This is a genomic window from Rhizobium changzhiense, from assembly GCF_013087625.1.
In the GTDB taxonomy this organism is placed as follows: domain Bacteria; phylum Pseudomonadota; class Alphaproteobacteria; order Rhizobiales; family Rhizobiaceae; genus Rhizobium; species Rhizobium sophorae.
The window spans coordinates 1,458,689-1,480,291 of sequence record NZ_JABFCQ010000001.1 but is presented as its reverse complement, the minus strand read 5'-3'; the positions used below and the strand labels follow the sequence as shown (position 1 = coordinate 1,480,291).

Annotated in this window: 21 protein-coding genes; 2 read left to right on the top strand and 19 right to left on the bottom strand. The window is 62.1% G+C overall.

Translation table 11 applies throughout. From position 1 onward, the window contains the following. Nucleotides 1–35 precede the first annotated feature (35 nt). From G9X68_RS07375 to G9X68_RS07310, 14 genes are all read right to left on the bottom strand, one after another. Nucleotides 36–452, bottom strand: coding sequence for a helix-turn-helix domain-containing protein (locus G9X68_RS07375; RefSeq protein ID WP_064648423.1), 417 nt, complete (start codon nucleotides 450–452; stop codon nucleotides 36–38). Between the two features lie 152 nt (nucleotides 453–604). Next, a complete protein-coding gene (gene lnt / locus G9X68_RS07370) occupies nucleotides 605–2,209 on the bottom strand; it encodes an apolipoprotein N-acyltransferase (RefSeq protein ID WP_171601832.1) in 1,605 nt (534 codons plus the stop codon). 80 nt (nucleotides 2,210–2,289) lie between these two features. Then, nucleotides 2,290–3,435, bottom strand: coding sequence for a hemolysin family protein (locus G9X68_RS07365; RefSeq protein ID WP_171601831.1), 1,146 nt, complete (start codon nucleotides 3,433–3,435; stop codon nucleotides 2,290–2,292). Next, nucleotides 3,432–3,947, bottom strand: coding sequence for an rRNA maturation RNase YbeY (ybeY, locus tag G9X68_RS07360; RefSeq protein WP_012755778.1), 516 nt, complete (start codon nucleotides 3,945–3,947; stop codon nucleotides 3,432–3,434). Before ybeY ends, G9X68_RS07365 begins: the two co-directional genes overlap by 4 nt. After that, complete coding sequence (locus G9X68_RS07355) at nucleotides 3,947–4,996, bottom strand: PhoH family protein (protein ID WP_003544862.1); 1,050 nt, start codon at nucleotides 4,994–4,996, stop codon at nucleotides 3,947–3,949. The genes ybeY and G9X68_RS07355 overlap by 1 nt, the downstream gene beginning before the upstream one ends. 18 nt (nucleotides 4,997–5,014) lie before the next feature. Further along, nucleotides 5,015–6,424, bottom strand: coding sequence for a tRNA (N6-isopentenyl adenosine(37)-C2)-methylthiotransferase MiaB (gene miaB / locus G9X68_RS07350; RefSeq protein ID WP_171601830.1), 1,410 nt, complete (start codon nucleotides 6,422–6,424; stop codon nucleotides 5,015–5,017). A 49-nt stretch (nucleotides 6,425–6,473) separates the two neighbouring features. Next, nucleotides 6,474–7,271, bottom strand: a complete 798-nt coding sequence (gene olsA, locus G9X68_RS07345; RefSeq protein ID WP_171601829.1) for a lyso-ornithine lipid O-acyltransferase — start codon at nucleotides 7,269–7,271, stop codon at nucleotides 6,474–6,476. Between the two features lie 27 nt (nucleotides 7,272–7,298). After that, on the bottom strand, nucleotides 7,299–7,727 hold the full coding sequence (locus tag G9X68_RS07340) for a Fur family transcriptional regulator (protein ID WP_003544875.1): 429 nt from the start codon (nucleotides 7,725–7,727) through the stop codon (nucleotides 7,299–7,301). Nucleotides 7,728–7,808: 81 nt separating this feature from the next. Beyond that, a complete protein-coding gene (locus tag G9X68_RS07335; protein ID WP_171601828.1) occupies nucleotides 7,809–8,309 on the bottom strand; it encodes a GNAT family N-acetyltransferase in 501 nt (166 codons plus the stop codon). Next, nucleotides 8,306–8,968, bottom strand: a complete 663-nt coding sequence (tsaB, locus tag G9X68_RS07330; RefSeq protein ID WP_171601827.1) for a tRNA (adenosine(37)-N6)-threonylcarbamoyltransferase complex dimerization subunit type 1 TsaB — start codon at nucleotides 8,966–8,968, stop codon at nucleotides 8,306–8,308. Before tsaB ends, G9X68_RS07335 begins: the two co-directional genes overlap by 4 nt. Nucleotides 8,969–9,055: 87 nt before the next feature. Next, complete coding sequence (locus G9X68_RS07325; RefSeq protein WP_017958704.1) at nucleotides 9,056–9,622, bottom strand: NifU family protein; 567 nt, start codon at nucleotides 9,620–9,622, stop codon at nucleotides 9,056–9,058. Between the two features lie 219 nt (nucleotides 9,623–9,841). Continuing rightward, nucleotides 9,842–10,333, bottom strand: coding sequence for a universal stress protein (locus G9X68_RS07320; protein WP_003544884.1), 492 nt, complete (start codon nucleotides 10,331–10,333; stop codon nucleotides 9,842–9,844). A 128-nt stretch (nucleotides 10,334–10,461) separates the two neighbouring features. After that, nucleotides 10,462–11,526, bottom strand: coding sequence for a tryptophan--tRNA ligase (gene trpS / locus G9X68_RS07315; RefSeq protein ID WP_113548407.1), 1,065 nt, complete (start codon nucleotides 11,524–11,526; stop codon nucleotides 10,462–10,464). A 96-nt stretch (nucleotides 11,527–11,622) separates the two neighbouring features. Next, nucleotides 11,623–12,021: a VOC family protein gene (locus tag G9X68_RS07310; RefSeq protein WP_171601826.1), complete on the bottom strand. Its 399-nt coding sequence runs from the start codon at nucleotides 12,019–12,021 to the stop codon at nucleotides 11,623–11,625. 188 nt (nucleotides 12,022–12,209) lie between these two features. Between G9X68_RS07310 and G9X68_RS07305 the strand changes: the two genes are divergently transcribed. Then, nucleotides 12,210–12,638 carry a YcbK family protein gene (locus G9X68_RS07305; protein WP_171601825.1) on the top strand — a complete coding sequence of 143 codons (429 nt, stop codon included), beginning with the start codon at nucleotides 12,210–12,212 and terminating at the stop codon, nucleotides 12,636–12,638. A gap of 82 nt (nucleotides 12,639–12,720) precedes the next feature. Here the strand turns inward: G9X68_RS07305 and G9X68_RS07300 are convergent, their stop codons facing one another. Then, nucleotides 12,721–13,314 (bottom strand): TetR/AcrR family transcriptional regulator, encoded by a 594-nt coding sequence (locus tag G9X68_RS07300; RefSeq protein ID WP_244956119.1) that lies wholly within the window; start codon nucleotides 13,312–13,314, stop codon nucleotides 12,721–12,723. A 181-nt stretch (nucleotides 13,315–13,495) separates the two neighbouring features. Here G9X68_RS07300 and G9X68_RS07295 point away from each other — a divergent pair, with 181 nt between their 5' ends. Beyond that, nucleotides 13,496–13,900: a nuclear transport factor 2 family protein gene (locus G9X68_RS07295; protein ID WP_171601823.1), complete on the top strand. Its 405-nt coding sequence runs from the start codon at nucleotides 13,496–13,498 to the stop codon at nucleotides 13,898–13,900. Nucleotides 13,901–13,926: 26 nt separating this feature from the next. Here the strand turns inward: G9X68_RS07295 and murJ are convergent, their stop codons facing one another. The 4 genes from murJ to mutS form a co-directional block, all read right to left on the bottom strand. Further along, nucleotides 13,927–15,507, bottom strand: coding sequence for a murein biosynthesis integral membrane protein MurJ (murJ, locus tag G9X68_RS07290; RefSeq protein WP_171601822.1), 1,581 nt, complete (start codon nucleotides 15,505–15,507; stop codon nucleotides 13,927–13,929). 38 nt (nucleotides 15,508–15,545) lie between these two features. Then, nucleotides 15,546–18,452 carry a [protein-PII] uridylyltransferase gene (locus tag G9X68_RS07285; RefSeq protein WP_171601821.1) on the bottom strand — a complete coding sequence of 969 codons (2,907 nt, stop codon included), beginning with the start codon at nucleotides 18,450–18,452 and terminating at the stop codon, nucleotides 15,546–15,548. 135 nt (nucleotides 18,453–18,587) lie between these two features. Then, nucleotides 18,588–18,863, bottom strand: a complete 276-nt coding sequence (locus G9X68_RS07280; RefSeq protein ID WP_168314609.1) for a hypothetical protein — start codon at nucleotides 18,861–18,863, stop codon at nucleotides 18,588–18,590. A 12-nt stretch (nucleotides 18,864–18,875) separates the two neighbouring features. Next, complete coding sequence (gene mutS / locus G9X68_RS07275) at nucleotides 18,876–21,602, bottom strand: DNA mismatch repair protein MutS (protein WP_171601820.1); 2,727 nt, start codon at nucleotides 21,600–21,602, stop codon at nucleotides 18,876–18,878. Nucleotide 21,603: the final 1 nt, after the last annotated feature.

Here is a 21,603-nt window from a genome sequence, read left to right as displayed (position 1 = left end):
TTCGACCGCCTTTCGAATTCTGCGATGGTCTTGGTTCAGTCGGCGTCGGCTTCAGCGGCCAACGCCTTCACCAGCTCCACGACCTTGCGGCGAACCTTGGGATCGGAAATCTTGACGAAGGCGCGGTTGAGCTGCAGTCCTTCCGAGGACGACAGGAAATCGACGACGTAATTCGAGCTGGAAGCTTCCATGCCGCCGCCGGCAGTGGAATGTTCGCCGGGCGCGTCCTCGAAGAAAAACGACACCGGAACATTGAGGATGTTCGAGATGTTCTGCAGACGGCTTGCGCCGACGCGGTTGGTGCCCTTTTCGTATTTCTGGATCTGCTGGAAGGTGATGCCAAGGCTTTCGCCAAGCTTTTCCTGGCTCATGCCCAGCATTGTACGGCGGAGGCGAATACGGCTGCCAACATGGATGTCGATCGGGTTAGGCTTCTTCTTGTTTTCAATCATGGTCGTGCCCTAGCTAAGAATTTCAACCTGTTTCTAACCGGCATGCCCCTGATCCATCCCAAAACGCCACGTTGCAAGCGGTGAGGAACCCACCTTCAAACATACGTTAAGAACGCCGATTGACATCACTATGCAATTTTAGGGGTTTTTGGTCAATTCAACCCGGAAATAAAACCTCTGCGAGAAATTAGCGCAATCAAAATCAGCAGCGCCTCGGTCAACCAGAAGTATGTTTGCCGGGGGAATGTCGTTCCGACTCCAGCGCTGATACTATCGAGCGTTGCATCGACAAAGCCGGTTTCTCCAAGATCGAGGCCCGCAATAATTTCCCCATGCGCATTCACCAGCGCTGAAATGCCGCTATTGGCGTCGCGAATCAGCGGCAGGCCGGTTTCAACAGCCCGCACGCGCGCCTGCTGGAAATGCTGGTAGGGGCCGGGCGTCGCGCCAAACCAGGCATCGTTGGTGATATTGAGGATCGCGTTGGCGTCTTTTATGTCACCGGTCATTTCGCCGGGAAAAATGATCTCGTAGCAGATCAGCGGATAGAGATTGAGCCCGCCGGGCAGTGCCAGCAGATGCCGGCTTGCCGCGGCCGAAAAGCCGCCCGGGATCTCGACGACATTCTGGATGCCGAATTCGGTGAGCACGTCCTCGAAGGGCAGATATTCGCCGAAGGGCACCAGATGCACCTTGTCGGACGCGGCGATGATCTGTCCGCGGCCATCGATCACGTAGATGGAATTATAGTAGCGCGGCGGCGTGCCTGGTCCCATCTCCTCTGCGCGAACGGCGCCGGCGATCAGGATCTGATTGTCGTCGAGCGTATCGGCAATCCGCGTCAGCGCATCCTGATTGTCGGTCAGGATGAAGGGAATCGCAGTTTCCGGCCAGACGATGATATCGGGCTTGCGCCCGCCATTCTTCGGCGCTTCGGCCGACAGCCTCAGATGCGTCTCGAAGATCGCGGCGCGGTCGACGTCGTTATCCATTTTCTCTGTCTGGTCGATCGCCGGCTGCACCAGCCGCACCAACGGCCGCTTGTCCTCAGGCAATGCGTCCGGACGCGGCGCGAGATGGAGAGCGTAAGCGCCATAACCGAGATGGGCAGCAAATAGCAGGAGGGCGAGCGCGATGCCCGGTCTCGCGCCCTGCCGCGTCCCGGCAAGGGCAGGCGCAGAAAAGACGAAGACGGCAAGGGCCGTCACGCCCATCGCCCCGATCACATGCGCCGACTGCATCATCAGCGGAACCGGCATGATGCCGTAGCCGATGGCGTTCCAGGGAAAGCCGGTGAGGATCACGCTTCGAAGCCATTCCATCAGCCCGAAGCCTGCCGCAAGCGCGGCGATCCGCCCCATGCCATTAGACCAGACGATGCGGGCAAGGGTGGCCGCCAGGCCGTAGAAGATCGCAAGACAGGCCGGCAGCCCGAGGATTGCCAAGGGCAGCGCCCAGGCGAATTCTTCCTGATCGACCAGCAGCGCATGGCCGAGCCACCAGAGACCGGCGACGAAATAACCGAAGCCGAACAGCCAGCCGGTGGCAAACGCCGGCCACAGCCTGCCGATCAGGCCGCTTTCAGGCGAAGCCGCCGCCCCGTCGATCAGCCAGACGAGCAGGGTGAAGGAAACGAACATCGCCGCGAAAAAGCCGATGGGCGGCAGCGCCAGAACCGCGAATGCCCCGGCGGCGATGGCCAGCAGCGACCGTTTGAAACCCCAGACGAGGATAACCCTGTCCGCAAGCCGCTCCATGCACACTCCCATCAAACCGCGAATCAACCCATTCGCAGTCTTTCAAAAAAGCGGCTCTTTGTCCCGTCAGTTGGGTCCAGTCAGTTGGCGGTCGATTCCGCCGGCCGGTCGTCGCCGGCCTCGGAGCCGGGAGCGGCGTCGCCATCCGCCTTGGCGCGGCGGCGAACCGCGTGGCGCTTGCGGGTGATGCGCAGCCGCTTGATGCGGCGCGGATCGGCGTCGAGAATGTGGAATTCGAAGCCCGGCAGCGCCTGGACGACCTCGCCGCGCACCGGAATGCGGCCGAGTGCGGAGAAGATCAGGCCGCCCAGCGTATCGACCTCGTCGACTTGCTCGCTGATGTCGAAATCCGGCCCGATCGCTTGGGCGATCTCTTCCAGCTCGACGCGGGCGTCGGCGATGAACATGTCCTCGGCGACGCGCTTGAACATCACCTCTTCGTCGTCATGTTCGTCGTCGATGTCGCCGACCACCATTTCGACGATGTCTTCATGCGAGGCAAGCCCGTCGGTGCCGCCATATTCGTCGATGACGAGCGCCATCTGCGTGCGGTTCACCTGCATCCGGCGCAACAGGTCTGACGCCAGCATTGACGGCGGCACGAACAGGATCTTGCGGATGATGCCGGCCTCGGCCAGCGTCTTTTGCAGGTCGACGCGGGCGAGATCGAAATTCTGCTTGGCCGAACGCGTGGTCTTCTGGATGTTTTCGGCCGCAACCTCGATCGCCGGCACGACAGCGGCCGGCTTCGTCGGGCCGCGGCGCTTGTTGCGGGCCTGCTTGGCAACATAGGAGAGCAGGTCGCGGATATGCACCATGCCGCGCGGATCGTCGAGCGTATCGGCATAGACAGGCATGCGCGAGCGGCCGGATTCCTCGAAGAGGATCATCAACTCGCCGATGGTGATGTTCTGGTCGACCGCCTCGATATCGGCGCGCGGCACCATCACGTCGGCGACGCGGACCTCGCGAAAGCGCAGGATGTTGTTGAGCATCGCCCGTTCGTCGGGCGAAAAGGCGTCGTCGCCGGCCGCATCGGTCATCAGCGCGTCGGCGAGATCCTCGCGCAATCGCGAACCCTGCTGCGGACGAAGGATGCGCGCGGCGCGCGACCAGAAGGATTGGGATCGGCCGGATGGCCGACTACTACTGCCTGCCTCGTCCGAAGAGGAGGATAGCTCGGAGTCCTTGGCGTCTGCCGCCGGCTTCGTCGTAAAGTCGCTCATGGTTCCATTTTAAGGTCTTGACCCTCGTAGGGATCAGATAGGCCGAGCTGCGCCAAAATGCGAGTCTCCAACCCCTCCATAATTTCGGCTTCGGCACTATTCATATGGTCGTAGCCGAGAAGATGCAAGAAACCGTGCACCAGAAGATGGGTCAGGTGGTCGTCGAAACTCTTTTCGAGCTCGGCCGCTTCCCGCTCCAGCGTCTCCCGGGCGATGATGATGTCGCCGAGCATCGGGCCGGGCATCTTGCCGGGCTGAACCGGAAAGGCCGGAAAGGAGAGCACGTTGGTCGCCTTGTCCTTGCCACGCCATTCGGCGTTGATGTCCTGGATCGAGGCATCGTCGGTGAAAACGAGCGAAACCTCGGGCGGCAACGTCGGGAAGGGCTGCTTCTCGCTGTCGCTGAGATAGACCACTGCTGCGCCGAGCACGCGTTCGCAAAACGACAGCAGCGTCTCCTCGCCGGGCCAGCCGATGTCCTCGACGCTGATCTGGATGTCGAGTTCGGCCATTAGCCCTGCCGGCTGACGTCTTCGGCGACGGCATAGGTGGAATCATAGGCCCTGACGATGCGCCCGACCAGCGGGTGGCGGACGACGTCGGTATCCGTGAAGCGCACGATCGAGATGCCCTCGACGCCGTTCAGAAGCTGCAAGGCCTCGACGAGGCCGGATTTGACGCCGCGCGGCAGATCGATCTGGCTCGGGTCGCCGGTGACGATCATGCGGGCATTCTCGCCGAGACGCGTCAAGAACATCTTCATCTGCATCGACGTCGTGTTCTGCGCTTCGTCGAGGATGATGGCGGCGTTGGCGAGCGTGCGGCCGCGCATGAAGGCGAGCGGCGCGATTTCGATGACGCCGGCAGTGATCGCCCGGTCGACCTTGTCGGCAGGGATCATGTCGTAGAGCGCATCATAGAGCGGGCGAAGATAGGGATCGACCTTTTCCTTCATGTCCCCGGGCAGGAAGCCGAGACGTTCGCCGGCCTCGACGGCCGGGCGCGACAGGATGATCTTTTCGACAGCGCCGCGCTCCAAGAGCTGGGCGGCATGGGCGACGGCGAGATAGGTCTTGCCGGTGCCGGCCGGGCCGACGCCGAAGACAAGCTCGGCGCGTTCCAGCGCCCTGATATAGGCGTCCTGGGTTGGCGTGCGGGCGATGATCGTCTTCTTGCGCGTGGACACCTGCGCCATCGTCAGCTTGGCCTTGCGCTCCATGGTCGGCAGGCTGAGCTGATCGTCGGCGGCGACCGCCATGCGGATTGCACCCTCGACGTCGGATCGTTCCACGCTGCCGCCTTTCTGAAGTTTTTCATAGAGATAGTCGAGCGTGCGCCTCGCCTGATTGGTGGTCACGATATCGCCGGTGATGACGACCGAATTGCCGCGTGCCCGCGCATCGATGTTCAGCCGTTGCTCGAGCAGCTTGAGGTTCTGGTCGAATTGACCGAAGAGCTCGCTGGCGAACCGGTTGTTCTCGAACGTCAGGACGAAGTGATTGGTATCGCTCGGCGTGCGGGGGTGGCGCGGTGAAGAAGAAACCAATTCTTGTCCGTTCAAGCGGTCGGGCTCCTTGGGTTAAACCGCAGCCTCTGCGCGTTCCGCAAACAGGCTGTTTGTTCCGGTTCCTGTGATTCGCACTTTAATAATGTCACCGATTTGCGATGCTTTTGCATCAACATTCACGGATTGAAGCCAGGGAGAACGTCCGATTAGTTGTTCCGGCATGCGACCGGGCTTTTCGAGCAACAGGTCGATCTCTTTGCCGATGCAGGATTCGGCAAATTCCTGCTGCTGCTTCAGGAGAAGCATTTGCAGGCGTTCCAGCCGTTCTGCCTTGATCTCTTCCGGCACCTGGTCCTTCAGTTCCGCGCCGGGTGTGCCCGGCCGTGTCGAGTATTTGAACGAGAAGGCCTGTGCATAACGGACCTCCTCCACAAGCCTCAGTGTATCCTCAAAATCCTTATCTGTCTCCCCCGGAAAGCCGGTGATGAAATCGCCCGACAGCGCAATGTCGGGCCGCACCGTGCGGATGCGCTCGATCAGCGTCAGATATTCGGCCGCCGTGTGGCGCCGGTTCATCGCTTTCAGGATGCGGTCCGAGCCCGATTGCACCGGCAGGTGCAGATAGGGCATCAGTGCGCTGAGGTCGCGATGGGCATTGATCAGCCGGTCGTCCATATCGCGCGGATGGCTTGTGGTATAACGCAGCCGCGCCAGGCCGGGGATCTCGGCCAGCCGGTAGAGCAGGTCGCCCAGGCTCCATGCCTCGCCCTGGCTCCCGGCGCCGTGCCAGGCGTTGACGTTCTGCCCGAGCAGGGTGATCTCGCGCACCCCGCTGTCGACAAGCTTTTCAGCTTCCTCGACGATCTGGGAAACCGGCCGCGACACTTCCGAGCCGCGTGTATAGGGCACGACACAGAAGGTGCAGAATTTGTCGCAGCCCTCCTGCACCGTCAGGAAGGCGGTGACGCCGCGGGCGCGGATCCTCCGGCTCTCGGCGATCGGCAGATGCTCGAACTTGTCCTCGATCGCATATTCGGTGTCGACGACGCGCTGGCCTTGTTTGGCCCGGCGCAGCGCCTCCGGCAGGCGATGATAGGTCTGCGGGCCGATGACGACGTCGACGGCCGGTGCGCGGCGCAGGATCTCCTCACCTTCGGCCTGGGCAACGCAGCCGGCAACGCCGATCATCATCTCCCGGCCGTCCGCCGCCTTCTTCTTTTTCATCTCGCGCAGTCGCCCGAGCGCCGAATAGACCTTCTCGGCCGCCTTCTCGCGGATGTGACAGGTATTGAGGAGAACGAGGTCCGCCTCTTCCATATCTTCCGTCGGCTCATAGCCGTCGCGGGCGAGCGCATCGCTCATGCGCATGGAATCGTAGACGTTCATCTGACAGCCATAGGTCTTGATGAAGACCTTGCGGCTGTTGCTGCCATCGCGGAGAATTGCCGCCGGGGCCTGGAGAAGGGCGCTGTCCTGTGTCATGGCGCGCTATTTAGTGGTTTTTGCCGCCCGAGAAAATCGAAATCTTGTTTCAGGAGATTTCTCGCCCGCGCAGGCAGCTGTTCAGGAGGTTGCGAATGCGCAAGGCGATCGTCGCGCTTACCTCCTTGCGATTGGTCTCACTGCGGTAATCCACCGCCTCGCCGAAGGAAACCTCGGCGTCGATCGCGCCGCAGCGCACGATGTCGAGGAGGTGCGGCAGTAGCTCGATATCACCCGGCCAGGCGGCGAGCGGCCGGTGATAACGTCCCATTGCGATGCCGTGTACCCTGGTATAGGCAACCGCCACCGGCTGCACCACGACGGTTCCCGTCGGCGAATAAGGCACCGCCATCGCCGCGGCGCCGAACAGCGAGGACTTGACCTCGAGCAGCCGGTTGCCGTCCGAGGTCGTCCCTTCCGGGAAGAGCACGACGATCTCGCCGTCTGCCATGCGCCCGGCGATCTCGTTTGCCTGGTGACCGGTCTTGCGCCTCTCCTCGCGCACGACGAAGACGCTCTTCTGCAGCTTGGCAAGCGTGCCGAAGATCGGCCAGTCGCTCACCTCGATCTTGGCGATGAAGGCGACGTCGGCAACGGCCGACAGCACCATGATATCAAGCCAGGAGGAATGGTTGGAGCAGAGCATCAGCGGCCGGCGGTCTTCCAGCCTGCCCGTGACGTGGACGCGGATGCCGAGACAATAGCAGACGATACGGTGCCAGACGCGCGGCAGCCTGCGCCGCAGCCGCCAGTCGAAGCGCAGCGCCAGCAGCTGCAGCGGCATGAGCACGATGCTGACCGCAAGGATGACGATCGCGGCGAAGGCGATGCGCAACCAGGCGATCAAATGCTGGTCTCCCGGACGGCCATTGCTTCAGAGGTCTTCTTTCTTCAACGGGACGCCGTAGAGCTCTAGTCGATGGTCGACCAGCCGGAAGCCGTGCTCGCGGGCGATACGCTCCTGCAGCGCTTCGATCTCCGGCGAGCGGAATTCGATGACCGTGCCGGTCTTCAGGTCGATCAGGTGGTCGTGATGCTCTTCCGGCACCGTTTCGTAGCGCGAGCGTCCGTCACGGAAATCGTGGCGGGCGATGATGCCGGCATCTTCGAACAGCTTTACGGTGCGGTAGACGGTCGAGATCGAGATCTTCGCGTCGACCTTCACCGAGCGGCGGTAGAGTTCTTCGACGTCGGGATGGTCTTCCGAGTCTTCCAGGATGCGCGCGATCACGCGGCGCTGCTCGGTCATGCGCATGCCGCGTTCGGTGCAAAGCTCCTCGAGGGTCTTGGCTACATCAGTCATCGCCGGCCTATAGAGATATTCGTGTTTCGACAACGCCGCTGGGCATTTGCGCCAGCCTGCATGTCATCTCGCTGGCAGGAACTACCGAAGAACGCGCTTCATGACAAGCGCCGTGGAGAGTGCGCCGTTTTCCTGTCTGTAGTAACCCTGACGTTCGCCGACCTTTTCGAAGCCGAGCTTGCGGTAGAGGCCAAGCGCTGCCGTATTGCCGTTGTCGACCTCGAGAAACATGCTCTCGCCGCCGCGCGAGCGCGCTTCCCGCATCGCCGCCTGCATCAGCCGCCAGCCAAGACCGGCACGGGCAACCTTCGCCTGCACGGCAATCGTCAGGATCTCCGCCTCGCCGGCGACATGGCGGGCGAGGATGAACCCGGGAAGCGGCTTTTTGAGGATGGCATTGGTCTGGCGCGCGACGAAGCCGAAGACGGTATCCTGCATCAGCAGGCCGTGAAATTCACCGTCGCCCCAGGGCCGGGCGAACCGCTCGCCGTGCAGGATGGCGACATCGCGGCAATCCTCGCGCTCCATTGCGATGATCTCGAATTCCGGTTTCAGCGTCAGATAGGCTTCCAGCATCGTCATACTCGTCGGGCAATCGCATACCCGGCCTGCGGCTTGGCATCGGGTCCGCGCAGATAAAGGGGCTTCGGCTTTCCGGCATCGGGGGAGGCGGCAGCGCCCAGGCGCGCCACGACGGAGATCGGGAACCTGTTGGTGTGATCGCCGCCGGCGCCGGCCTTGAGGAGGGGCGTCGCCGAACCGGTTATCTCGCCGTCGAAGCCGGCAGCATATGCCTGCGCTTCCGCAACGCTGACTGCCCGTGGCGCGTCGAGCGGCGAACCGTCGGCTGCGAAGGACTGGAGGTAGATTTCGTCCCGCTTGGCATCCATCGCTGCCAGCACGGCGCGATGAGGCGTCTTGTCGCGCTGGTCTGATGCCATGACTTCGAGCGTGGTGACGCCGACGGCCGGCACATTGAGGGAAAGCGCAAAACCGCGGGCTGCGGCAACACCGACGCGGATACCGGTAAAGGAGCCGGGACCGATGGTAACGGCAAGGCGGTCGACATCCGAAAGGGCCAGTCCCGCCTGATCGAGTGCGCGATCGACGATACCAATCAGATGTTCAGCATGCCCCTTGCCGATCATGTCCGATGCCTCCCCCAGCACCGTATTCCTGCCGCTGTCATAGACGGCGGCAGCGCAGTCCACACCCGCCGTGTCGAGCGCCAGAATGATCATGCCATCAATTTCCGAATGAACCAGTGTCGCCTATCGATAAATCCGCTCAGTCGAACCTGAGATGAACGGCCGGACGAATTCAGGATTTTAAGCGGCAATCACTTCCTGCACTTCCGGAACGAAATGGCGCAGCAGGTTCTGAACGCCGTGCTTCAGCGTTGCCGTCGAAGACGGGCAGCCGGCGCAGGAGCCCTTCATGTTCAGATAGACCTTGCCGTCCTTGAAGCCGCGGAAGGTGATGTCGCCGCCGTCCTGGGCAACGGCCGGGCGCACGCGGGTCTCCAGAAGCTCCTTGATGGTCAGCACGATCGATTCATCGCCTTCGTCGAAGAATTCGTCGCCGGCATCGGCGTCTTCGGACAGGATGGAGGCATCGCCCATCACCGGCTTGCCGGACATGAAGTGCTCCATGATCGAGCCTAATATAGCCGGCTTAAGATGCTGCCAGTCGGCATTGTCCTTGGAGACGGAAATAAAATCATAGCCAAAATAGACGCCGGTGACGCCCGATATTTCGAACAGGCGGGCAGCGAGCGGCGAAGCTTGAGCTTCTTCGGCGCTGCGGAACTCGGCCGTGCCGTTTTCCATCACCACCTTGCCCGGCAGGAACTTCTGCGTGGCGGGGTTCGGCGTGGCTTCGGTCTGAATGAACATCTGGTTCTCCATGCGGCCGGCCCATAGTCTCGGCCGTCTTTAGAATTCTTCAAAAGAAGATAAGCCGATTGAGGGCTCTAATCAAGAGGCTTGTACTCAAGAAAAGCTAGAACAGGATGATTTTAGGCCGGGGCGACCTAAAATCTGAATCCTGTTCTACATTATATAGTTAGAGCATGACGTCGTCCGAAAACCACTCACAGTTTTCGGCATCATGCACTAGCAGAGGGCGTCGATTTCCTCGTTGGTCAGCGTATCCGGCAGCACGGTGACCGGGATCGGAAACGCCGCCGCGCGACCGGCGACCGAGGAGACCAGCGGCCCAGGGCCTTCCTTCGCCGAACCGGCGGCCAGAACCAGGATCGCCACATCGCGGTCTTCCTCGATCACGGCGTTGATCTGTTCGGCAGCACCGCCCTCGCGGATGACGACCTCAGGCTCGATGCCGATGGTTTCACGCACGATCTGGGCGATCTTGGCAACCACCGCCTCGGCCTCCTCACGCGCTTCGGCCCGCATGATTTCTTCGACGCCGAGCCATTGCTGGAAATCCCCATCCGGGATCACGTAGAGCAGCACCAGCCCGCCATTGGAATTCTTCGCGCGCCGGCCGGCATAATGAACGGCGCGTTGGCATTCTGGTGTACCGTCGATTACCGCCATGAATTTGCGGCGGTGACCTTCGAGCCGTGAGAGTCGCTTCGATACCATGGCGCGGACTCTGACACCCGAAGCGGAAAATTTGCAAGCCCAGTTTTTGCCCTGATGCCCGAGAAGAAATCCACTTCTCCCCAGGGGAAGGTCCCCTTCTCCCCTGGCGGGAAAAGGGGAGATCTATCTCAATAGAGGAAGCCGATGACGTCGCGCACTTGTTGCATCGTCACCTCGGCGCGTGCCCTGGCGCGTTCGCCGCCCTTGCGCAGGATCGCGTCGATATGGCTGGTATCGTCCATCAGCCGGCGCATTTCGCCGGTGATCGGCGCGAGCACGTTGATTGCCAGGTCGACCAGCGCCGGCTTGAAGACGGAGAATTGCTGGCCGCCGAATTCGGCAAGCACGTCCGCCTTCGATTTGTCGGCGAGTGCGGCATAGATCGCCACCAGATTGTCGGCTTCCGGACGGCCCTGCAACCCGTCGATCTCGCTCGGCAAGCCGTCCGGATCGGTCTTGGCCTTGCGGATCTTCTTCGAGATCGCGTCCTCGTCATCCATCAGGTTGATGCGCGAGAGATCGGAGGGGTCCGACTTCGACATTTTCTTGGTGCCGTCGCGCAGCGACATGACGCGCGGCGCCGGCCCGCCGATCAACGGCTCGACCATCGGGAAATAGGCATGCACCGGCTCGTTGCCGACGGTGATGTCGACGCCGTAACCGGTCCTGCTGATATGCTCGGCATAGTCGAGGTTGAACTTCATCGCGATGTCGCGGGCAAGCTCCAGATGCTGCTTCTGGTCCTCACCAACAGGCACATGGGTGGCGCGATAGACGAGAATGTCGGCAGCCATCAGGCTCGGATAGGCGTAGAGCCCGAGCGAGGCCTGCTCGCGGTCCTTGCCGGCCTTGTCCTTGAACTGCGTCATCCGGTTCATCCAGCCGATGCGAGCGACGCAGTTGAAGATCCAGGCGAGTTCGGCATGCTGCGGCACGGCCGACTGATTGAAGACGATATGCTTTTCCGGATCGATGCCGGCGGCGATGAAGGCGGCGGCGATCGAGCGCGTCTGGCTCGGCATGTCCTCATGCACGAGTTGGGCGGTGAGCGCATGCATGTCGACCACGCAGTAGATGCAGTCATTGCCTTCCTGCAGCGCCACGAACCGCCGGATCGCGCCGAGATAATTGCCGAGATGCAGATTGCCGGTTGGCTGCACGCCGGAGAATACGAGTTTCTTGAATTCGTTCATGTCGTCCTCAATAGGCTGGTGGAGGGCCCCAGGGCTCTGCGCCCATGTTGCTAACGCGGCGGCTTATGCACGGGCGACCGGTCGCAATCAAGGGGTTCAGGCAGCCGTGTGCTGGATCAGATCGAAAGTGTTGCCGTAGGGATCCGCGAACACCGCCACCGTGCCGTAAACCTCGTGACGTGGCTCTTCCAGAAAGCGCACGCCGGCTGCCAGCATCGCGGCATGGTCGCGGGCGAAATCGTCGGTCTTCAGAAAGAAGCCGACACGCCCGCCGGTCTGATTGCCGATGGCCGCGCGCTGCGTCTCGTCTGCCGCCCGCGCCAGCAGAAAAGCGGCTCCATCCCTACCCCTCGGCTTTACCACCACCCAGCGCTTGCCCTCCGGCTGTAGCTCGTCCTGAAGGCAATCGAAACCGAGACCATCGCAGTAAAAAGCCTTGGCGCGGTCGTAGTCGTCGACCACGAGGGTGACGAGAAAAAGAGACTGGATCGTCATGTGCTGCCTCGCGTTTGAGATGTTTATTCCAGTTTTGAGCAGAAAATCCCCGGATTTTAAGCCGAATTGATCAACCGCCTTACTCATAATTGAGTATAAAATTTCACAAAAAAGCTTTTTTTGAACCGAAAATCCTGCGCCTGGTGCCGGCGCCGTTGGGGTCGCTGGGATAGCCGATCGGAGCGACCATGCAGAACGCAATTTTGCTCGCCATGGCAGGCCTTTTCGCCTTTCAATCAGCAACGGGTGCCGTCGGTCAAGACATGAAAAGGCATGCCGTTCATCTTCCAAAACATCAGGCACGTCTTGCCTACACGGTCCAGACCGTCAGCGTTCGTGCCGGCTGCTTTCCAGGGCGCCTGCGAGCGATCCTGTCGCATATTGCTGCAAAGACCGGCCGACGCCCTGTGATAACCTCGGGCCACAGACCGCATCCCCGCCGCCACGGGTCCCTGCACGGGAAATGTCTGGCGGCCGATTTCAGGATGCCCGGCGTGTCGGAGCGCACGATCATTGCTGCCGCAAGAAGCGCGCCGGGCATCGGCGGCATCGGCAGCTATTGCAACGGCATCATTCATGTCGACGTCGGACCGCAGCGACGATGGGTCGACTGCTGAGGAACCATCCGGCCCGCCTTTTCCCATTCCGGTTCAAGGGTCGCCAATTCAGTGGCGGCGAAAAGACCTGCCGCGACCACCTCTATTGGCCGCTCCGCGGCGTCACCGCCACCCGCAGGAGGCGCATGAATAGTTTTGTATCGTCATCGAGGCTGGAACCATTCCATTGCGCGTGTTTGATCCCATCCATTGCAGCCATTATGATATTGGCCAGCTGAACAGGCGAGGCCTGCAGCGGTTCGAGATCGATTTCCTTGGTTTCCGCAGCGGCATTCAACGTCTGTGTCAGCATCGTCAATAGCCGTGTCCGCGCGTTGAGCGTGATATCCGCAGCCAAGGCCACATTGGCGGCAAACAGTTCTTCTGCATCGGAACTGCCGCCAAAAGGGGCGATTAACTCCCGCTGAAACACCGCTATGGCCATTTCCATACGGTCAAAGGTATTCCCCTGTCCTGCCAGAACCGCTCCCACCTCATCCAGTGCTCGAGTATGCGCTCGTATGGAACCGGCTCGGAAAAGCTCTTCCTTGCTGTTGAAGCTCAGATAGAGCGATGCTCGCGAAATTCCTGCGGCGCGCGCAATGTCGGCCATGGAAGTCTTGCGAAAGCCAAACCGCACGAACACCGGCAGGGCAGCATCCAGGATTTGAGCGATTTTCCGGTCATTCTGCATCATTTGGACAGGCTGACACTTCATGACCATTCTGTCAAAAGACGAGTAGACAAATAATGTTTATCTGTCTAAATCGATGAAGGCGCATCTGTGCGCAGTCAGGAGATACCCGTGACTATGATGCAACGTCGCCGCCTATCCCGGGAGAATCGATTGATCCTTAGCTTTCAATTGGAGAACGGACATGACCATCCCGACCGTCGACGCATCCTCACCGGCCAGTGAGGCCAACCTTCTTCGCGAAACGGAGCGCGCGAGGCTATATGCCCTGGTCAACGCCGATATTGTTCGGGCACATCAGCTTCACGCTCCGGACTTCCAGTTGATCACGCCAATCGGTGCCATGCTTTCAAAGGAGGAATATCTCGGTGCGATCGCCTCCGGTCAGATCAAATACCTGGTCTGGCAGCCGGCCGACATTGCCGTGCGCCTTTATGACGGGGTCGCCGTTCTTCGGTACCGTGCTCAGCTGGAGGTTGTCTTCGGCGGCCACAAAGTCGCCCTCAACGACTACTGGCACACTGACACGTATGAGCGCCATGACGAACGATGGATGGTTGTCTGGTCGCAAGCCACAGCCATCAACTAGCCAGAGTCACAGTGGTGCGACTGGCCTCACCCGTCCTTTGCCGGCGCCGGCTTTCGGTTCAGATTGCGTCGGATCATGGCAAGATTTGCCCCGCCGACCAGGAAGGCGGTGGCGAAATAGATCAGCATGGCGATTGCAATCAGCAGCCCAAGGGTGCCGATCTTGGTGAGAAGCGGCGCGCCGGAAGCAAGCCACGGCGCCCAGTATTGCTTGAGGAAGACGATGGCCGCACCCATGACGGCTGCGGCGACGATCAAAAGGGCGGTGCGCTTTGCCAGCGCCCATTCCCATGTCAGATGTCCACGGCGCAAAAGCGTGGCAAACAGCAGCACGGTGCTGATCCAGCCGGCGGTGGCTTCCGCAACCGCGATGCCGGGCGCGCCCATATAAGGGAAGAGGGTCAGCGCCGTGGCGCAGTTGGTCGCGACCGCAATAGCCGAAAAGCGCATCGGCGTCTTGGTGTCCTCGCGGGCATAGAAGCCGGGCTGCAGCGCCTTGATCAGCACGAAGGCAGGCAGGCCGATGCCGTAAATCGCCAGGATCGAGCCGACGACGGCGGTGTTTTCCTGATGGAAAGCGCCGCGCTCATAGAGCACGCGGATAATCTCGTCGGAGAGGATCCAGAGCGCGAAGGCGGCGGGGATCGTCAGGAACAGCACGAATTCGATCGAGCGGTTCTGCAGGTTTCCGGCCTCGCGCAGGTTGCCGCCCTTCAGCGCTCGGGCCAGTTCCGGCAGAAGCACCACACCGACGGCGACGCCGACGACGCCGAGCGGCAGCTGATAGATGCGGTCGGCATATTGCAGTGCTGCGATCGCGCCGTCGCGGGACGACGCGATCGCCTGGCCGATCAGCTGGTTGATCTGGGTGATGCCGCCGGTCACCGCCGCCGGCACCGCCAGGATCAGCAGCCGCTTGACGTTCGGCGTCATCTTCGGGAAGCGGAATCCGATGCTCATGCCTGCCGCAAGCACACCGACATAAACGACGGCGAGCTGCAACACGCCGGCGGCAAGCACGCCCCAGGAGAGATACCAGGCCGTCGCCAGCGGATCCGCGCCGGTGTAAAGCGCATAAAGCAGCGCCCCGATCATCACCACGTTGAGGAAGACGGGCGCGATGGCGGCGGCGAAGAAATGATGCAGCGAATTCAGCATGCCGCTCATCATCGCCGTCAGCGACATGCACATCAGATAGGGAAACATCACGGCCGCCATGCGGATCGTGATCGAGAACTTTTCGGGGTCGTCGGCAAAGCCCGGCGCGATGACGAAGCGCACCAAGAGCGGCATGGCAAGCTCCATCACGATGGTGATGAGGAGCAGCACCGAAAACAGCACGCCGAAGACTTCTTCCGAAAAGCGCTTGGCGCCATCGGTGCCGTTCGCCTCGATCTCCTTGGCAAAGAGCGGCACGAAGGCGGCGTTGAAGGCGCCCTCGGCAAACAGCCGGCGGAAGAGATTCGGAAAGCGGAAGGCGGCGTAGAAGACGTCGGCCATCGGTCCGGTGCCGAGGGCCGCAGCCATCAGCGTTTCGCGGGCGAAGCCGAAGATGCGGCTGCCGAGGGTGGCGCCGCCGACGGTCGCGAATTTCTTGACCAAGCTCATGCGTTCGGGCTCATGCGTTGGGGCTCATGCGTTCAGGCTCATATGGGGGAACCGGCCTTCTTTTCGCTGGCAGGCGGGGTCCGGGCGGTGGCGGCGGGTGCGATGATGCCGGAGGGCATGCGCTCGCGCAGCTCGTCTTCTTCCTCGGCCATGACGGCCTTCATCCGGGCGGTGATGTTGGCGCGCTTGCTGTCGCCGGAAATTTTCTGGCCGACCAGATCGGTGACGTAGAAGGTATCGATCACCTTCTCGCCGAAGGTGGTGATGCGGGCCGACTGGATGTCGAGCGACAGATCGGACAGTACGGCGGTGATCTCCGACAGCAGCCCCGGCCGGTCGAGGCATTCGACCTCGATGACGGTGAACTTGTTCGACAGGCTGTTGGTGATGTTGACCGACGGCGGAATGACGAAGGCCTTGCTTTTCTTGCGGTTGCGCGCACGCGTGGCGATGACCTCGGGCAGGCGTTTGCGGCCGGACAGCACGTCCTCGATCATCCGGCCGATCGTCGCAGCCCGCCGTAGTTCGTCGGCATCGTCGGTAAATTCGCGGCTGACATGGATCGTGTCGAGCGCCCGCCCGTCCGACGTCGTGAAGATCTGGGCGTCGACGATGTTGGCCCCGGCCGCAGCACAGGCGCCGGCGATGACGGCGAGCAACCGCGGATGGTCGGGCGACAGCACGGTGATCTCGGTGATCGCGTGGAAACTGTCGGTGCGCACCGTGGTGGCGAGCGCCTGGCCCGCCTTATCCGCCTGGCGGATGAAATCAGCGTGGCGGATCTGGTCTTCCAGCGGCACGGAGAGCAGATAGGGCTGGTAGTGCAGCTTGGTATAGGTGTTGCGGTCCTTCTGGCTCCAGTCGGCGAGTGCTGAATGCAGCGCCTCGGCGGCGGCATTGGCGCGTTCCTTGCGGGAGACCTCCGAAAAGCCGCCGGCGAGCAGCAGTTCGGTTTCGTAATAGAGCGTGCGCAGCAACTGGCCCTTCCAGCCGTTCCACACACCCGGACCGACGGCGCGGATATCGCAGATCGTCAGGATCAACAGCATCTTCAGCCGGTCGAGCGACTGCACGCGGTCGGCGAAATCGGTGATGGTCTTGCGGTCGGTGAGGTCGCGGGTCTGCGCCACCATCGACATGGTCAGATGTTCTTCGATCAGCCAGACGACGATTTCCGTCTGCTTCTGCGACAGGCCGAAGCGGGCGCAGAGCTTGCGGGCGACGCGGGCACCGGCGATCGAATGATCCTCCTGGCGGCCTTTGGCGATGTCGTGGAGGAGAACGGCGAGATAAAGCGCCTCGCGGTCCTCGATGCCGGGCATCAGCTTGTTGGCGAGCGGATGCAGATCCTCGGCGCGCCCCTTGTCGATCTCGGAGAGAATGTCGACGGTGCGGATCAGATGTTCGTCGACCGTATAGTGGTGATACATGTTGAACTGCATCATCGCGACGATCTTGCCGAATTCGGGGATGAAGCGGCCAAGCACGCCGGCCTCGTTCATGCGGCGCAGGATGAGCGCCGGATCCCGCTTCGACGTCAGGATCGACATGAACAGGCGGTTGGCCTCGTCGTTTTCCCGCAGGCTGTTGTCGATCAAGGCGAGGGAACGGGTAACGCGTTTCAGTGCATCCGGATGGAATTCCAGCCCGTTGATGTCGGCGACGTGGAAGAGCCGGATGATGTTGACCGGATCACGCTTGAATACTTCGGGGTCGGCCAGCGCAATGCGGCCGCGGTCTTCGACGAATTCGACGCTGCCGGCAATCTTGCGGTTGCGATGGGTGAAGCGGCTGATGACGCCGGTGAGGCCGGGGATCGACTTCGCCTGCTGGTCTTCAAGTGCGGCACAGAGGATGCGCGTGAGATCGCCGACATCCTTGGCGACGAGGAAATAGTGCTTCATGAAGCGCTCGACGGCCGAAAGGCCCGGGCGGGTGTGATAACCGAAGGCTTCGGCGATCTCGCGCTGGATGTCGAAAGACAGGCGCTCCTCGGCCTTGCCGGTCAGGAAGTGCATATGACAGCGCACCGCCCAGAGAAAATCGTCGGCTTTCTCAAGCAGGCGGTATTCGTGCTTGGACAGCACGCCGAGCTTGACCAGCTCCGCCTGGTCGCGCACGTGATAATAATATTTCGAGATCCAGAACAGCGTGTGCAGGTCGCGAAGCCCGCCCTTGCCTTCCTTGACGTTCGGTTCGACGAGATAACGCGTGTCGCCCGCCTTGCGGTGGCGCTCGTCGCGCTCGGCAAGCTTGGCGGCGATGAATTCGGGCCCGGTGCCGGTGACGATCTCCTTGTCGAAACGGGTCTCGAGCTCGGTTTCCAGCCGCTGCAGGCCGCAGATGTAGCGCATCTCCAGGATGGCGGTGCGGATCGTCATGTCGGATTTGGAAAGCGCGATGCATTCCTCCACCGTGCGGGTGGCGTGACCGACCTTGAAGCCCATGTCCCAGAGCACGTAGAGCATGAATTCGACCGCCTTGTGCGTCTCTTCCGCCGGCCTCGGCAGGAACAGGAAGAGCAGGTCGATATCCGAGCCCGGCGCCAGCGTGTCGCGGCCGTAGCCGCCGACGGCGGTGACCGCGAACTTGTCCTTTTGATGCGGAAAGATATGGGCGGTGGCGAAATTGTAGAGGACGGTGATGATCTGGTCCTGCAGCCAGGAAATCCGGTAGGCGCAATTCAGCCCGCCGCCGTCGGCCATCAGTGCGGCGCGCGCCTTCTGCCGGCCTTCGGTGCTCGCCTTCTTCAGCACCACCAGAAGATCGGCGCGCAGGACGTCCGGCCGGTTCCGGTTGGCCTCGGCAACGGCGTCACACTGCTTCTGCAAGAGCTCGACGTCGAGGATATTGGAGAAATCGAGGTCGCGCATCGCTGTCGCCGGGGCGGTTTCCTGTTCATGCCGGACTGCCGGTTCACGGCCTGCCGCTTGTTTCGTCTGCATGCGCTATAGCCCCTTTGCCCGGCGATTGACACGGGCTTTGATACTGCAAGAACCTTTAAATTTGGCGAAATGGTGTTGGTTCGCCGCAAGAGGCAAGGGCGCTTTGACGCGAAGGCGCCTGCTTTCCCGGAATCCTCAGCTGGCGGCCCGCGCATTCAGCAAATGCAGCACCTGCCGTGTCTCGCGCATGATTTCCTCGAGCGCCTGCCTGTCGCATTCGCGATAGCCGGCCTTGGCAATCGAGGTTCCGAGTTCTGAGATCACAGCGCAGCAGCGGGTGATTTTCAGCATGCCGATCGGCGAAGTCCAGCCGCGGGCATTGCGGTCCTTATCGGCGCGCCGCATCGTATCGAGCATGGAGCAGATGAGCGACAGGCGCTCGGTTTCGCGAACCAGTTTTTCCATGAACATGGCGCGCCGCTCCTATTTCAGCTTCTTCTTGAGGTCGTAAAGCGCATCCATTGCCTCGCGCGGCGTCATGTCGTCAAGGCTCATCGCCTTCAGCGCCTCCTCGACCTTGGAGGGGCCGCGGGCCGTTTCCTCGCGGCGCACCGCCACCTGGAAAAGCGGCAGGTCGTCGATCAGCTGGCTCGCCGGGTTCTTGCGGTCGGCATCTTCCAGACGGGTGAGCACGTCGCGGGCGCGCGCCACGACCGAGGCCGGAAGCCCGGCAAGGCGCGCGACCTGGATGCCGTAGGAGCGGTCCGCCGCACCCGGCCCGACCTCATGCAGGAAAATGACGTCGCCGTCCCATTCCTTGACGCGCATCGTGGCGTTCGATAGCCGGCCCAGCTTTTCCGAAAGAACGGTCAACTCGTGGAAATGCGTGGCGAAAAGCCCGCGGCAGCGATTGGCCTCATGTAGGTGCTCGACGGCGGCCCAGGCGATCGATAGGCCGTCGAACGTAGCGGTGCCGCGGCCGATCTCATCGAGGATGACGAGCGAACGGTCGCTCGCCTGGTTGAGGATCGCCGCCGTTTCCACCATCTCGACCATGAAGGTCGAGCGTCCGCGCGCCAGATCGTCGGAGGCGCCGACGCGCGAGAAAAGCCGGTCGACGATGCCGATATGGGCCGATGTCGCCGGCACGAAGGAGCCCATCTGCGCCAGGATTGATATCAGCGCGTTCTGGCGCAGGAAGGTCGACTTGCCGCCCATGTTCGGGCCGGTCAGCAGCCAGATCGCGCCGTCCCGGTCGCCGGTCCTGGGCGACAGATCGCAATGATTGGCGACGAAGGGGCCGCCCGCCTGCCGCCGCAGCGCCTGCTCGACGACCGGATGGCGCCCGCCCTCGATGGCAAACATCTTCGAGCCGTCGACCTGCGGGCGGCAATAAGCCTGCTCCTCGGCGAGAAGCGCCAAGCCTGCGGCGACGTCGATGACGGCGAGCGCCCGGGCGCCCGACTTGATCGCCTCGGCTTCCGCAACGACGGCCGCCGTCATTCTGTCGAAGGCTTCGAGTTCGATCGTCAGCGCCTGGTCGGCGGCATTGGCGATGCGGCTTTCGAGGTCGGCAAGTTCGGTCGTGGTGAAGCGCATGGCGTTCGCCATGGTCTGGCGGTGGATGAAGCGGGCCTTCGCGTCCGCCGTCTCCGTCATCGGCGAGGCGTTGCCGGCGGTGACTTCGATGAAATAACCGAGGACATTATTGTGCTTGATCTTCAGCGACCGGATGCCGGTCTCCTCAGCATATTGCAATTGCAGGCCGGCGATGACGCGACGCGACTGGTCGCGCAGTGCCCGGACCTCGTCGAGCTCGGCGCTGGCGCCGTCGCGCAGGAAGCCGCCATCGCGTTTCAACAGCGGCAATTCGTCGGCAAGCGTTTCGGCAAGCAGCTTTTCCAGTGCCGCGGGAAGGGCCTGCAGGCCGGATAGCGCCTGGCCGAGCTCTTCGGGCAGCATCGCCTTGCCGAGCATGGCCGCAACTCCGCCCGCCGCGTCAAGGCCCTGGCGGATCGCCCAGAGATCGCGCGGGCCGCCGCGGTCAAGCGCCAGGCGCGACAGGGCGCGCGGCATGTCGGGGACATGTTTCAGCGTGTCGCGCAGATTGCCGCAGAGCAGGGGTTCGTCGATCAGGAAGCCGATCGAATCGAGCCGCGCATTGATGCGGGCGGGGTCGGTCAGCGGCGACATCAACCGCTCGGCAAGAAGCCTGGCGCCGCCGCCGGTGACGGTGCGGTCGATCGCCTTCAAGAGCGAACCATTGCGATCGCCGGAGAGTGTGCGGGCAAGTTCGAGATTGGCGCGGGTGGCGGGGTCGATGAACAGTGTCGAGGCCGCACTTTCGCGTTCCGGCTTTCCAAGCGGCGGACGCTCGGCAATCTGCGTCTTCTCGACATAGGCGACGGCGGCTGCTGCTGCCGCCAGCTCGGCGCGCGAGAAGGTGCCGAAGCCGTCGAGCGTCGCGACGCCGAAATACCGCGCGATCCGGCCTTCAGCACTCGCGCTGTCGAAGAGCACGGCCGGCTGCGGCACGGCTGTCCGGCCGAGCACGTCGAAGACCGGCTTGAGTTCGGGATCGTGGAAGATCGTGTCGGGCAGGATGAGTTCGCGCGGATCGATGCGCAGAATATCGGCAAGCAAGCGCGAGGCTTCGGTCTCGGCAAGCCGGAAGACGCCTGTGGAAATATCGATCCAGGCAAGCGCCAGCAAGGCCTCGCCGCTGGCGCGAATGCGGGTCAGCGCCATCAGATAGTTGGATTCTGAGGGCGAAAGCAGCTTTTCCTCAGTGATCGTGCCGGGTGTGACCAGGCGGACGACGTCACGCTTGACGACGGATTTCCCGCCGCGTTTCTTCGCTTCGGCCGGATCCTCGATCTGCTCGCAGACGGCGACGCGGAAGCCGAGCGAAATCAGCTTCTGCAGATAATCGTCGGCCGCATGCACCGGAACGCCGCACATCGGGATATCCTGGCCCATGTGCTGGCCGCGCTTGGTCAGCGTGATACCGAGCGCGCGTGAGGCTTCCAGCGCATCCTCGAAGAACAGCTCGTAGAAATCGCCCATGCGATAGAACAGAAGCGAACCGGGATTGTTCGCCTTGATCTCGATATATTGCTCCATCATCGGCGTCGCCGAGGCACGGCTTTCCGCCGTGGCGAGCTCGGCAGCCGAAAAGGCTTCATTCCCTGTGTCTATTCGTGCGTTCACG

Excerpts from the sequence above, each read along its gene's own strand:
- miaB (WP_171601830.1), bottom strand. The coding sequence starts at position 6,424 with ATGACACAGGACAGCGCCCTTCTCCAGGCCCCGGCGGCAATTCTCCGC.
- G9X68_RS07285 (WP_171601821.1), bottom strand. The coding sequence starts at position 18,452 with ATGCAGACGAAACAAGCGGCAGGCCGTGAACCGGCAGTCCGGCATGAA.
- G9X68_RS07340 (WP_003544875.1), bottom strand. The coding sequence starts at position 7,727 with ATGACTGATGTAGCCAAGACCCTCGAGGAGCTTTGCACCGAACGCGGC.
- G9X68_RS07310 (WP_171601826.1), bottom strand. The coding sequence starts at position 12,021 with ATGACGATCCAGTCTCTTTTTCTCGTCACCCTCGTGGTCGACGACTAC.
- tsaB (WP_171601827.1), bottom strand. The coding sequence starts at position 8,968 with ATGATCATTCTGGCGCTCGACACGGCGGGTGTGGACTGCGCTGCCGCC.
- lnt (WP_171601832.1), bottom strand. The coding sequence starts at position 2,209 with ATGGAGCGGCTTGCGGACAGGGTTATCCTCGTCTGGGGTTTCAAACGG.
- trpS (WP_113548407.1), bottom strand. The coding sequence starts at position 11,526 with ATGAACGAATTCAAGAAACTCGTATTCTCCGGCGTGCAGCCAACCGGC.
- G9X68_RS07320 (WP_003544884.1), bottom strand. The coding sequence starts at position 10,333 with ATGGTATCGAAGCGACTCTCACGGCTCGAAGGTCACCGCCGCAAATTC.
- G9X68_RS07295 (WP_171601823.1), top strand. The coding sequence starts at position 13,496 with ATGACCATCCCGACCGTCGACGCATCCTCACCGGCCAGTGAGGCCAAC.
- G9X68_RS07325 (WP_017958704.1), bottom strand. The coding sequence starts at position 9,622 with ATGTTCATTCAGACCGAAGCCACGCCGAACCCCGCCACGCAGAAGTTC.
- G9X68_RS07365 (WP_171601831.1), bottom strand. The coding sequence starts at position 3,435 with ATGAGCGACTTTACGACGAAGCCGGCGGCAGACGCCAAGGACTCCGAG.
- G9X68_RS07305 (WP_171601825.1), top strand. The coding sequence starts at position 12,210 with ATGCAGAACGCAATTTTGCTCGCCATGGCAGGCCTTTTCGCCTTTCAA.
- G9X68_RS07300 (WP_244956119.1), bottom strand. The coding sequence starts at position 13,314 with ATGATGCAGAATGACCGGAAAATCGCTCAAATCCTGGATGCTGCCCTG.
- G9X68_RS07280 (WP_168314609.1), bottom strand. The coding sequence starts at position 18,863 with ATGTTCATGGAAAAACTGGTTCGCGAAACCGAGCGCCTGTCGCTCATC.
- ybeY (WP_012755778.1), bottom strand. The coding sequence starts at position 3,947 with ATGGCCGAACTCGACATCCAGATCAGCGTCGAGGACATCGGCTGGCCC.
- murJ (WP_171601822.1), bottom strand. The coding sequence starts at position 15,507 with ATGAGCTTGGTCAAGAAATTCGCGACCGTCGGCGGCGCCACCCTCGGC.
- G9X68_RS07335 (WP_171601828.1), bottom strand. The coding sequence starts at position 8,309 with ATGACGATGCTGGAAGCCTATCTGACGCTGAAACCGGAATTCGAGATC.
- G9X68_RS07375 (WP_064648423.1), bottom strand. The coding sequence starts at position 452 with ATGATTGAAAACAAGAAGAAGCCTAACCCGATCGACATCCATGTTGGC.